This window comes from Mycobacterium colombiense (assembly GCF_003284935.1).
Lineage (GTDB): Bacteria > Actinomycetota > Actinomycetes > Mycobacteriales > Mycobacteriaceae > Mycobacterium > Mycobacterium arosiense_A.
This window is the reverse complement of record NZ_QMEV01000101.1, coordinates 1-12,095: the sequence shown is the minus strand read 5'-3', so window position 1 is coordinate 12,095 and position 12,095 is coordinate 1. Positions and strand designations below refer to the sequence as shown.

General features: G+C 69.4%; 10 protein-coding genes and 2 pseudogenes. 5 read left to right on the top strand and 7 right to left on the bottom strand.

Annotated features, from left to right (window positions below; genetic code table 11):
* The 3 genes and pseudogenes from DQP57_RS25010 to DQP57_RS25000 all read left to right on the top strand — a co-directional run.
* Positions 1-462 (top strand): annotated as a pseudogene (locus tag DQP57_RS25010) (hypothetical protein); the annotation flags it as partial.
* Positions 463-641: 179 nt separating this feature from the next.
* A complete protein-coding gene (locus DQP57_RS25005; RefSeq protein ID WP_430920168.1) occupies positions 642-1,448 on the top strand; it encodes a beta-phosphoglucomutase family hydrolase in 807 nt (268 codons plus the stop codon).
* Complete coding sequence (locus DQP57_RS25000; RefSeq protein WP_112635400.1) at positions 1,445-3,823, top strand: glycoside hydrolase family 65 protein; 2,379 nt, start codon at positions 1,445-1,447, stop codon at positions 3,821-3,823. The genes DQP57_RS25005 and DQP57_RS25000 overlap by 4 nt, the downstream gene beginning before the upstream one ends.
* Here DQP57_RS25000 and DQP57_RS24995 read toward each other — a convergent pair.
* Positions 3,817-4,392 carry a TetR/AcrR family transcriptional regulator gene (locus DQP57_RS24995; RefSeq protein WP_112635398.1) on the bottom strand — a complete coding sequence of 192 codons (576 nt, stop codon included), beginning with the start codon at positions 4,390-4,392 and terminating at the stop codon, positions 3,817-3,819. The genes DQP57_RS25000 and DQP57_RS24995 overlap by 7 nt on opposite strands.
* 59 nt (positions 4,393-4,451) lie before the next feature.
* Here DQP57_RS24995 and DQP57_RS24990 point away from each other — a divergent pair, with 59 nt between their 5' ends.
* Positions 4,452-5,345 (top strand): TauD/TfdA dioxygenase family protein, encoded by an 894-nt coding sequence (locus DQP57_RS24990; RefSeq protein WP_112635397.1) that lies wholly within the window; start codon positions 4,452-4,454, stop codon positions 5,343-5,345.
* Here the strand turns inward: DQP57_RS24990 and DQP57_RS24985 are convergent.
* The 3 genes from DQP57_RS24985 to guaB are packed head-to-tail and all read right to left on the bottom strand — an operon-like array spanning position 5,342 to position 9,882.
* Complete coding sequence (locus tag DQP57_RS24985) at positions 5,342-7,087, bottom strand: GMC family oxidoreductase N-terminal domain-containing protein (RefSeq protein ID WP_112635396.1); 1,746 nt, start codon at positions 7,085-7,087, stop codon at positions 5,342-5,344. The genes DQP57_RS24990 and DQP57_RS24985 overlap by 4 nt on opposite strands.
* 51 nt (positions 7,088-7,138) lie before the next feature.
* A complete protein-coding gene (locus DQP57_RS24980; protein WP_112635395.1) occupies positions 7,139-8,278 on the bottom strand; it encodes a GuaB3 family IMP dehydrogenase-related protein in 1,140 nt (379 codons plus the stop codon).
* A gap of 8 nt (positions 8,279-8,286) precedes the next feature.
* Positions 8,287-9,882: an IMP dehydrogenase gene (gene guaB, locus DQP57_RS24975; RefSeq protein ID WP_112635394.1), complete on the bottom strand. Its 1,596-nt coding sequence runs from the start codon at positions 9,880-9,882 to the stop codon at positions 8,287-8,289.
* Between the two features lie 170 nt (positions 9,883-10,052).
* On the opposite strand from guaB, the gene DQP57_RS24970 reads away from it, so the two are divergent.
* Positions 10,053-10,466, top strand: coding sequence for a DUF5319 domain-containing protein (locus tag DQP57_RS24970; RefSeq protein ID WP_067101334.1), 414 nt, complete (start codon positions 10,053-10,055; stop codon positions 10,464-10,466).
* A gap of 9 nt (positions 10,467-10,475) precedes the next feature.
* Here the strand turns inward: DQP57_RS24970 and DQP57_RS24965 are convergent, their stop codons facing one another.
* The 3 genes and pseudogenes from DQP57_RS24965 to DQP57_RS24955 all read right to left on the bottom strand — a co-directional run.
* Positions 10,476-11,231 (bottom strand): anti-sigma-D factor RsdA, encoded by a 756-nt coding sequence (locus DQP57_RS24965; protein WP_276310859.1) that lies wholly within the window; start codon positions 11,229-11,231, stop codon positions 10,476-10,478.
* A complete protein-coding gene (locus DQP57_RS24960; protein ID WP_112635392.1) occupies positions 11,218-11,796 on the bottom strand; it encodes a sigma-70 family RNA polymerase sigma factor in 579 nt (192 codons plus the stop codon). Before DQP57_RS24960 ends, DQP57_RS24965 begins: the two co-directional genes overlap by 14 nt.
* A 90-nt stretch (positions 11,797-11,886) precedes the next feature.
* A pseudogene (locus DQP57_RS24955) lies at positions 11,887-12,095 on the bottom strand (hypothetical protein); the annotation flags it as partial.

Sequence of the window (12,095 nt, the reverse complement as noted above, 5' to 3'; positions counted from 1 at the left end):
GCCTCGGGCGGGATCCCGTTCGGGCCTCCGTATGCCCTCGCGCCGCCCGGTATCGGTTGCGGCTCGGGCATGAGTGCGGGTGCTGCCGCCGGTGCGAAGAAGAAGTCCCCTGAGCCCGATTCGGCCGCGACCGCCGCCGCGGCGGCGGAGCGGCAGGCGGCGCGGGCCAGGCGGCACCTGCGGACGCGGCAGCGCGGTCACGGCGACGAGTTCTTGGAGATGAACGTCGACGTCGATCCCGACTGGGACGAGCCGGCGACGACGGCCTCGGACAGCGCCGCCGGAAGCCTGGGCTTCGCCGGTACGGCACGCAAGGCAGCGGTTGCCGCGGCGGGCCTGACCACCCTGTCCGGTAATGAATTCGGGGCCGGGCCCGGCATGCCGATGATGCCGGGCACCTGGGCACCGCAGGACACCGCGCAGACACGCGACGGCGAGACTCGAGGTACAGGTCAAAGCTAAACCGGTTGCGGCGCAATGGGATAACCAAGCATCCCTGCGCTAATCGGCCGGAGTCGTGGATGCGGCGCCGCCCCAATCACCAATCACCGTCGTCGCTCTTGGCGGCATGTCGGCCTGCGGGGCATGCCGGCGTTGCGGCCAGCGCAAGACCCGATACGGCTGCGAGGGGATTGCCCGGCATGGTGGAGTGGGTATCGCATACCCAGTCCGTTAAGACCAGAGAGCGAGGTCCGCCGTTGAGCTCAGCGTTGGGTCTGCCGGAGGAGGTGCGTGCCTGTCTGTTCGACCTCGACGGCGTGCTCACCGACACCGCCAGTGTGCACACCAAGGCCTGGAAGGCCATGTTCGACGCCTACCTATCCGACCGGGCCAAGCGCACCGGTGAGGAATTCGTCCCCTTCGACGAAGCCGCCGACTACCGCGAGTACGTGGACGGCAAGAAGCGCGAGGACGGCGTGCGGTCCTTCCTGGAAAGCCGCGACATCCAGCTGCCCGACGGCAGCCCCGACGACCCGGACGACGCCGAGACCGTCTACGGCCTGGGCAACCGCAAGAACGACATGTTCCAGAAGGTCCTGAAGGAGGACGGCGTCAAGGTGTTCGACGGGTCCCGCCGCTATCTCGAGGCGGTGTCGGCCGCGGGCCTGGGCATCGCGGTGGTGTCGTCGAGCGCCAACACCCGCGACGTCCTCGAGGTGACCGGCCTGGACCGGTTCGTGCAGCAGCGGGTGGACGGCATCACCCTGCGCGACGAACATATCGCCGGCAAGCCCGCCCCCGATTCCTACCTGCGCGGGGCGCAGCTGCTCGACGTCGACGCCGGGGCGGCCGCGGTGTTCGAGGACGCGTTGTCCGGCGTGGAAGCCGGGCGGGCCGGTAACTTCGGTTTCGTGGTGGGCGTCGACCGGGTGGGCCAGGCCGAGGAGCTGCGCCGCAACGGCGCCGACGTGGTGGTCACCGACCTCGCCGAGCTGCTGCGCTCATGATCACCGACGAATCGTTCCCCGTTGACCCCTGGCACGTGCGCGAGACCCAGCTCGACCTCAACCTGCTGGCCCAGTCCGAATCGTTGTTCACCCTGTCCAACGGGCACATCGGGCTGCGCGGCAACCTCGACGAGGGCGAGCCCTACGGTCTGCCGGGCACCTACCTGAACTCCTTCTACGAGATCCGGCCGCTGCCCTACGCCGAGGCCGGTTACGGCTACCCCGAAGCCGGCCAGACGCTGGTCGACGTCACCAACGGAAAGATCATCCGGCTGCTGGTCGAGGACGAGCCGTTCGACGTCCGCTACGGCGAAGTGCTGTGCCACGAACGGGATCTGGACCTGCGCGCCGGGACGCTGACCCGCAGCGCGCACTGGCGCTCGCCGGCCGGCAAAGAGGTCAAGCTGGTCTCCACCCGGCTGGTGTCGCTGGCCCAGCGCGGCGTCGCCGCCATCGAATACGTCGTCGAGGCGATCGGCGAGTTCGTCCGCGTGACGGTGCAGTCGGAACTGGTCACCAACGAGGACCAGCCGGAGACCTCCGGTGACCCCCGGGTGTCGGCCATCCTGGAGAACCCGCTCGAAGAGGTGGCCCACGAATACACCGACACCGGAGCGGTTCTCATGCACCACACGCGCAGCAGCGCGCTGATGATGGCCGCGGGCATGGATCACGAGGTCGACGTCGAAGGGCGCGTCGAGGTCAGCACCGACGCGCGCGCCGACCTGGCCCGCACCACCGTGATCTGCGGGCTGCGCGAGGGACAGAAGCTGCGCATCGTCAAATACCTGGCGTACGGATGGTCGAGCATGCGCTCGCGCCCGGCGCTGCGCGACCAGGTCGCCGCCGCGCTGCACAGCGCCCGCTACACCGGCTGGGAGGGCCTCCTGGACGCGCAGCGCGAATACCTGGACAACTTCTGGGACTGCGCCGACGTCGAGGTCGAGGGTGACCCCGAATCCCAGCAGGCCGTGCGCTTCGGGCTCTTCCACCTGCTGCAGGCCAGCGCCCGCGCCGAACGCCGCGCCATCGCCGCCAAGGGACTCACCGGAACCGGCTACGACGGCCACGCCTTCTGGGACACCGAGGGGTACGTGCTGCCGGTGCTCAGCTACACCGCGCCGCACACGGTGGCCGACGCGCTGCGCTGGCGCGCCTCCACCCTGGACCTGGCCAGGGAGCGGGCCGCCGAACTGGGATTGGAGGGCGCCGCGTTCCCCTGGCGGACCATCCGCGGGCAGGAGTGTTCGGCCTACTGGCCGGCCGGCACCGCGGCCTGGCACATCAACGCCGACATCGCGATGGCCTTCGAGCGCTACCGCATCGTCACCGGAGACGACGACCTGGAAGCCGATTGCGGGCTCGAGGTGCTGGTCGAGACCGCCCGGCTGTGGCTCTCGCTCGGCCACCACGACCGGCACGGCGTCTGGCACCTCGACGGCGTCACCGGCCCCGACGAGTACACGGCGATCGTGCGCGACAACGTCTTCACCAACCTGATGGCCGCGCACAATCTGCGCGTGGCCGCCGACGCCTGCAACCGCCACCCCGACGCGGCCAAGGCGCTGGGGGTCACCAACGAGGAGACGGCGGCGTGGCGCGATGCGGCCGGTGCCGTCAACATTCCGTACGACGAGGGGTTGGGCGTCCACCAGCAGTGCGAGGGGTTCACCACCTTTGCCGAGTGGGACTTCAAGGAGAACCACTCCTACCCGTTGCTGCTGCACGACCCGTACGTGCGGCTGTATCCGGCGCAGGTGATCAAGCAGGCCGACCTGGTGCTGGCGATGCATTGGCAAAGCCACGCGTTCACGCCCGAGCAGAAGGCGCGCAACGTCGACTACTACGAACCGCGCATGGTGCGCGACTCGTCGCTGTCGGCGTGCACGCAGGCGGTGATGTGCGCCGAGGTCGGGCATTTGGAGCTCGCGCACGACTACGCCTACGAGGCCGCCCTGATCGATCTGCGCGATCTGCACCACAACACCCGCGACGGTCTGCACATGGCCTCATTGGCCGGCGCCTGGACGGCGCTGGTGTCCGGCTTCGGCGGCCTGCGCGACGACGAGGGCGTCCTGTCGCTGGATCCTCAACTGCCCGATGGCATTTCACGGCTACGGTTCCGGCTGCGGTGGCGCGATTTCCGGGTCACGGTCGACGTCAACCACGACGATGTCACCTACGCGCTGCGCGACGGGCCCGGCGGTGAGCTGACCATCCGGCACGCCGGCGAGGACCTCGAGCTGAGCACCGAATCCGCGACGACGGTCGCGGTGCGCCCGCGCAAGCCGCAAATGCCCCCGCCGCAGCAGCCGGCGGGCCGCGAACCGCTGCATCGGCGGTCCCTGATCGCCGAATCGGTGCGGGCTCAGTGAGTCTCGGTCGGCCCGAGGATCCGTTGCACCTCGGCGCCGGCCGCCTGGCGTATTTCCTCGTCGGTCAACTCTTCAATCCCGGTGGCCGAGCGCAGGATCGGGGCGAACAGACGCCAACCGAACTGCAGCGCAAGGGCGTTGGCGACCGCGAGCCGGGCTTTGACGTCGTCGTCGTAGAGCGGGCGCACCCCGTCGAGCAGCGTCGCGATGTTGGGAAAGCGCTTCTGTAGCTGGCCGGCCGGATAGCCGTCGAGCACGGTGCGGGCCATCACCCGCATCTGGCGATCCAGGGAACTCTCCAGCACGGCCGCCGGGGCATCGGTGCCCAGCAGCGTGCTCAGGTTGGCGCCCAGGTGATCGAGCACGGCGCCGACCAGCTGCTCCTTGGTGCCGAAGTGGCGGAACACCAGTCCGTGGTTGACGTTGGACCGCGCGGCGATGTCGCGAATGGACGTTGCGGCCGGACCGCGCTCGGCGAACAGCTCGGTGGCGGCCTCCAGGATCGCCGCGGCCACCTCCGCGCGCCCGGTGGGCATTTTCCCGCGGCCTGTTGCCGAAGTTGTAGTCATGTGACTACACTACCAATGTAGTCATTTGACTACACCCGTTTTGACTCAAGGAAACGACAATGACAGGTCAGATAACCGTCACCAAGCTGGGCAGTCGCATCGGCGCGCGGGTGGACGGGGTTCGCCTCGGCGGCGGCCTCGACCAGGACGCGGTCGACACGATCCGCCGGGCGCTGTTGACCCACAAGGTGATCTTCTTCCGTCACCAGCACCACCTCGACGACTCCGGGCAGCTCGCGTTCGCCGGCCTGCTGGGCACGCCCATCGGCCATCCGGCCGCTGCGGCCCTGGCCGCCAAGCACCTCCCGGTGATCACCCCGATCGACTCGGAGTACGGCAAGGCCAACCGCTGGCACACCGACGTGACATTCGCGGCCGACTACCCGTCGGCGTCGATCCTGCGTGCGGTCACGCTGCCGGCCTACGGCGGCTCGACGCTGTGGGCCTCGACCGTGGCGGCCTACCAGCAGCTGCCCGAACCGCTCAAATGTCTGGTGGAAAACCTCTGGGCGCTGCACACCAACCGCTACGACTACGTGAGCGCCGACGCCATGAGCGAGGGTCAGCGGGCGTTTCGGCAGGCGTTCGAAAAGCCGGACTTCCGCACCGAGCATCCCGTGGTGCGGGTGCACCCCGAGACCGGCGAACGCACCCTGGTTGCCGGCGATTTCGTGCGCGGCTTCGTCGGCCTGGACAGCCACGAGTCCAGCGCCCTACTGGAACTGCTGCAGCGGCGAATCACAGTGCCGGAGAACACCATTCGCTGGAGCTGGGCGCCCGGCGACGTCGCCATGTGGGACAACCGCGCCACGCAGCACCGGGCCGTCGACGACTACGACGACCAGCCCCGGCTGATGCACCGCATCACCCTGATGGGCGACGTGCCGGTCAGCGTGCGCGGCGAGCGCAGCCGGGTCGTCAGCGGCGCGCCGCTGCAGGTGCTGGCGAGCTAACGGGCGTCGGCGGTGGAGCTGATGTGATTGCTCGGCAACCAGCGCAGCGCGCCGGGCGCCTCGGCCGGCACCACCGGCGCCTTGGGCGGGATCGGCTCCAGCCGGCAATACGGCTCACCCTGCGCCGGGCGCTGATCGTTCTCGCCGTTGTTCGGCCACAGCGAGGCGGCCCGCTCGGCCTGGGCGGTGATTGACAACGAGGGGTTGACACCCAGGTTCGCCGAGATGGCCGCGCCGTCCACCACGAACAGCGTCGGGTAGCCGTACACCCGGTGGTAGGGGTCGATCACGCCGTGCTCGGCGTCGTCGCCGATCACGGCGCCGCCGAGGAAGTGCGCGGTCAGCGGGATGTTGAACAGCTCGCCCCAGGTGCCCCCGGCCACGGCGTCGATCTTGTCGGCGATGCGCCGGGTGACCTGGTTCCCGACCGGGATCCACGTCGGGTTGGGCTCGCCGTGCCCCTGTTTGCTGGTGTACCAGCGGATGCCGAGCTTGCCGCGCTTGGTGTAGGTGGTGATCGAGTTGTCCAGGTGCTGCATCACCAGGGCGATCAGCGTGCGTTCGCTCCACTGACGGGTGTTGAGCAGCCGCACCATGCGGCGCGGATCCTCCCGCGCCTGGTCCAGCAGCTGCTTCCAGCGCGGCACGTCGGTGCCCTCGGGACCGGCCCCGTCGGTCATCAGCGTCTGCAGCAACCCCATCGCGTTGGAGCCCTTGCCGTAGCGCACCGGCTCGATGTGGGTGTCCGGCGTCGGGTGGATCGACGACGTGATCGCCACCCCGTGCGTCAGGTCGAGGTTCGGGTCGACCTCGAGCTTGCCGGCGCCGACGATGGACTCGGAATTGGTGCGGGTCAGCATGCCCAGCCGATTCGAGAGCCGGGGCAGCAGACCCTGATCGCGCATGTTGAACAGCAGGTGCTGGGTGCCCCAGGTGCCGGCGGCCAGGATCACATGCTTCGCCGTGTAGGTGCGACGGTCGCGGCGCAGCCAACTGCCGGTGCGCACGGTGCGGACCTCCCACAGTCCATCGGGACGCTGCTGGAAGCGCTTGACCGTGGTCATCGGAATCACCTGCGCCCCAGCAGATTCCGCGAGGGCGAGGTAGTTCTTCAGCAGGGTGTTCTTGGCGCCGTAACGGCAACCGGTCATGCAGCAACCACATTCCAGGCAGCCGGTGCGCTCGGGACCCGCGCCACCGAAGTACGGGTCGGGCACGGTCTTGCCCGGGGCTTTGGTGCCGTCGGGGCCGAAGAACACGCCGACCGGCGTCGGGACGAACGTGTCGCCACAACCCATCTCGTCGGCGACCTCCTTGACCACCCTGTCGGCGTCGGTGAACGTCGGGTTCTCCACCACGCCGAGCATCCGCTTGGCCTGTTCGTAGTGCGGCATCAGCTCGTCACGCCAGTCGGTGATGTGCTTCCACTGCGGGTCGTTGAAGAACGGCTCCGGCGGCACATAGAGGGTGTTGGCGTAGTTCAGCGAGCCACCGCCCACGCCGGCGCCCGCCAGGATCAGCACGTTCTTCAGCGGGTGAATGCGCTGAATCCCGTAGCACCCCAGCCTCGGCGCCCACAAAAACTTGCGCAGCTCCCAGGACGTCTCGGCGAAATCCTCGTCGGCATACCGGCGCCCGGCCTCCAATACGCCGACCCGGTAGCCCTTTTCGGTCAGCCGCAACGCGCTGACGCTGCCCCCGAAACCCGAACCGATGATCAGGACGTCGTAATCCGGCTTCATCGCACCAGTATGGCCGTACCCGCGGGTAACAAGCCAGCGGCCCGCGCCGGGCTAGCTACCGACGGTCAGGCCGACCTTCTGGAACTCCTTGAGGTCGCAATAGCCGGCCTTGGCCATCGACCGGCGCAGGCCGCCGACCAGGTTGAGGCTGCCGAACGGGTCGTCGGACGGCCCGTTGAGCACCTGCTGCAGCGGCGGGCGCTCCCCGACGGCGATCTGCAGCAACGCCCCGCGCGGCAGCGATGGGTGCGCCGCGGCGGCCGGCCAGAACCAGCCCTCGCCGAGCGCCTCGGCGGACTCGGCCAGCGGGGTGCCCAGCACCACGGCGTCGGCGCCGCAGGCGATGGCCTTCGCCAGCTCGCCGGAGGTGTGGATGTCGCCGTCGGCCAGCACGTGCACGTAGCGGCCGCCGGTCTCGTCGAGGTATTCGCGCCGGGCGGCGGCGGCGTCGGCAATCGCGGTGGCCATCGGCACGCTGATGCCCAGCACCTCGTCGCTGGTGGTCACTCCCCTGGTCGCGCCGTAGCCGACGATGACGCCGGCGGCGCCGGTGCGCATCAGGTGCAGGGCGGTGCGGTGGTCCTGCACGCCACCGGCGACCACCGGCACGTCGAGCTCGGAGATGAAGGTCTTGAGGTTCAGCGGTTCGCCGGCCCCTTCCCGATCCTGGGCCACTCTTTCGGCCGAGACGATGGTGCCCTGGATGACCAGCAGGTCGATCCCGGCGGCCACCAGCACCGGCGTCAGCGCCTGGGCGTTCTGCGGGCTGACCCGCACCGCGGTGGTGACCCCGGCCTCCCGGATCCGGGCCACCGCGGAGCCCAGCAGGTCCGGGTTCAGCGGGGCCGCATGGAACTCCTGCAGCAGCCGGATGGCCGCCGAGGGCTCGGGCTCCTTGCTGGCGGCCTCGACGAGCTGGGCGATCTTGGCCTCGACGTCCGCGTGGCGCCCGATCAGTCCCTCGCCGTTGAGCACGCCCAGGCCGCCGAGCTTGCCGAGCTCGATCGCGAACTCCGGCGACACCAGCGCGTCGGTCGGATGCGCGAGCACCGGAATCTCGAACCGGTAGGCGTCCAGCTGCCAGGCGGTCGACACGTCCTGCGAGGAGCGGGTGCGCCGGGAGGCCACGATGCTGACTTCGCTCAGTTCATAGCTGCGACGGGCGACGCGGCCCATCCCGATCTCGACCATCTCCGGCCCTAGCGTGCGTAGTAGTTGGGGGCTTCGACCGTCATGGCGACGTCGTGCGGGTGGCTCTCCCGCAGTCCGGCCGCGGTGATCCGGACGAACTGCGCCTGCTGCAACGCCTCGATGCTCGGCGCGCCGGTGTAGCCCATCGCGGCGCGCAGGCCGCCGGTCAGCTGGTGGATCACCGAGGACAGCGGGCCGCGGAAGGGCACCCGGCCCTCGATGCCCTCCGGCACGAGCTTGTCTTCGGACAGCGCGTCGTCGGCGAAGTAGCGGTCCTTGGAGTACGACTTGCCGCCGGTCGAACCGCGGCCGGCCATGGCGCCCAGCGACCCCATCCCCCGGTAGCTCTTGAACTGCTTGCCGTTGACGAAGATCAGCTCGCCCGGGGCCTCGGCGGTGCCCGCCAGCAACGAGCCCAGCATGGCCGTCGACGCGCCGGCGGCCAGCGCCTTGGCGATGTCGCCGGAGTACTGCAGGCCGCCGTCGGCGATCACCGGCACGCCCGCCGGGCCGCACGCCGCGACCGCCTCCAGGATCGCCGTGATCTGTGGCGCGCCGACTCCGGCCACCACCCGCGTGGTGCAGATCGATCCCGGTCCCACGCCCACCTTCACCGCGTCGGCGCCGGCGGCGACCAGGGCCGCGGCCGCCGACCGGGTGGCGACGTTGCCGCCGATCACCTCGACCTTCTCGCCCACCTCGGCCTTGAGCTTGCCGACCATGTCGAGCACCAGCCGGTTGTGCGCGTGCGCGGTGTCCACGATCAGCACGTCCACCCCGGCGTCGACCAGCATCATCGCGCGGACCCAGGCGTCGCCGCCGACGCCGACGGCGGCGCCGACCAGTAGCCTGCCGTCGCTGTCCTTGGTGGCCAGCGGGTGTTGTTCGGTCTTGACGAAGTCCTTGACGGTGATCAGCCCGGTCAGCCGGCCGTGGCCGTCGACGATGGGCAGCTTCTCGATCTTGTGTCGGCGCAGCAGCCCCAGGGCCGCGTCGGCGGACACGCCCTCCTGGGCGGTGATCAGCGGGGCCTTGGTCATCACCTCGGCGACCTTCTTGGTCTGGTCGACCTCGAAGCGCATGTCGCGGTTGGTGATGATGCCGACGAGCGCGCCCGACTCGTCGACCACCGGCAGCCCGGAGATGCGGAACCGCGCGCACATCGCGTCGACCTGGGCCAGGGTGTTGTCCGGGCGGCAGGTGACCGGGTCGGTGACCATGCCGGCTTCCGAGCGTTTGACCATCTCGACCTGCCCGGCCTGTTCGGCGACCGGCAGGTTGCGGTGCAGCACTCCCATGCCGCCGGCCCGGGCCATCGCGATGGCCATCCGCGATTCGGTGACCGTGTCCATCGCCGAGCTCACCAGCGGCACCTTGAGCCTGATCTTCTTGGTGAGCTGGCTGGACGTGTCCGCGGTGGCGGGCACCACGTCGGACGCCGCGGGCAGCAGCAAGACGTCGTCGAACGTCAGCCCGAGCATGGCGATCTTGTGGGGGTTGTCGCCCCCGGTGGGCACCGGGTCGTCGACTAGGCCACCCACCCGCACATACGCACTGCCGACGAGGTCAGAGCTGTCTTCCAGGTGGGACGTGCCACGGGTCATCTGCGCCCTCCATACGATGCGGCGTGAGAGACCCATCCTATCGGCTCGCCTGCTCGTGTCGTCCGCTTGCTCGGGCGCGCCGCGCGCACCAAACGGCGCGGCCGAACCATCCGGCACGGCGGGTAGCTGCCTGCTGGCGTTATCCGGGGCGGGCTGCGTAGGCTAGAGGCGTGCGCGACCACCTCCCACCGGGTTTGCCGCCCGACCCTTTCGCCGACGACCCCTGTGATCCGTCGGCCGCATTGGAAGCCGTCGAGCCAGGCCAGCCCCTGGATTCCCAAGAGCGAATGGCCGTCGAGGCCGACCTCGCCGACCTGGCCGTGTACGAAGCGCTGCTGGCGCACAAGGGTATTCGCGGCCTGGTGGTCTGCTGCGACGAATGTCAGCAGGATCACTACCACGATTGGGACATGCTGCGGGCCAACCTGCTGCAGCTGCTGATCGACGGCACCGTGCGTCCGCACGAGCCCGCCTACGACCCCGAGCCGGACGCCTACGTCACGTGGGATTACTGCCGCGGGTACGCCGACGCGTCGCTCAACGAGGCGACCTCGGACGCCGACGGTTTCCACCGCAGGCACTGAGCTAGCGGCTCACTGATTCGCAGGCAGCGGCGCCACCGGAGGTGGCGTGTGGCCGTGATGGTGATGCTTACCCACTGATGGGCTCGGCGTCGGACTCGGCGCGACCGCCGGCGGCGTGAGCGGTGCGGGCGGCGCCGCGGGGATCGCGGAGGCCGGCCCGGCCGGTGCCGCGGGGGGCGAGGCCACCGGGAGCGTCGCGTTCGGGTCGCGCGCATCGACCTTGGCGTTCAACAGCTTCAGCTGGTTGGTCAGCTCCTGTTTGCTGGCCGGGTCATCGATCGACTGCACCAGGCTGCTCACCTCGGTCAGCTGATTCTTGGCCTGGTCCCACTGGCCGCGGTCGATCGATTCCTGCACCTTCGCCAGGTCGGCCTTGGCGGCCAGCATCTCCTGCTTTTCGTGGACCTGGGGCTGGTCGAAGAACATCGCGTGCAGCCCGTACAGGGTTCCGCCGGGCCGCGCCTCGACCACCATGGCTCCGAAGCCGCTGAGCACCATCAGCGCCGCGGCCACCGATCCGACGACGGTCAGGCCGCGATGGCCGCGCCGCTGTTCGGCCAAGCCGGTACGCAACGCGTTGACGGCCTCTTCGGGCGTCACCAGCGCGCTGGCCGGCGGCCACCGCAGGTTGTCGCGCCAGTCCTCCAGCAGGGTGGTGAGCACGTCGGCGTCGGGATCCTCGACGTCGACCGGCCGGCGCTGGGCGAGCGCATCGAGCATCAGGTCGGTGCGGGCGAATTCATCCAGGGAGTCAGGCACAGTCACCTGCCGCAATCATCTCGGACTTCAGCCGCGACAGCGCGCGGTGCTGGGCAACTCGGACCGCCCCGGTGGTGCTGCCGACGGCGGCTGCCGTCTCCTCGGCGGACAGGCCGACGACGACGCGCAGGATCAGGATCTCGCGTTGCTTGGCGGGCAGGATCTCGAGCAATTCGCTCATCCGGCTCACCGAATCCGCTTCGATCGCAAGCTGTTCGGGTCCCGCATCGTTCGACCAGCGATCGGGGATCGATTCGGTGGGATAGGCGAGATCGCGTCCGGCAGCGCGGTGCGCATCGGCGACCTTGTGGGCCGCGATGCCGTACAGGAAGGCCAGGAATGGACGCCCGCGATCGCGATAGCGCGGCAGCGCCGTGATAGTCGCCAAGCACACCTCCTGTGCCACGTCATCCGCTGACAGGCCACCCCGATCGACCGTGCCGACACGCGCTCGGCAATATCGCACGACGATCGGACGAATGGTCTCCAGCACCTCCCTCAATGCGTTGTGGTCTCCGGTCACGGCCTTGGCGACCACAGCGTCGAGACGTTCCCCTGCTGGAATTGTCATCGACGGTGATATCTCCAACGTTACGAAGCGGACACATCGCGGGCCAACCGGGCTAACTAACGAAATGACAATAACGGTCGGAAGGCCGTTTCAAGCGGAACGCCACGTCCCACCGGCGCGCCGCACCTGGCCTGCGCAGACATCGCGTATTTCGTGCAGCTGATGTGCCGGAAATGTGACACTTTCGATGTCGATCAGCAAGCAGGCCAACGCCCAACGAAGCGGCAGCAGCCCTAGCCTGCCCGCGGTCGCCAGCGCGGCGTCCGCGACCGCGCGGGCCCGCCCGAGGTCGCCCGCGC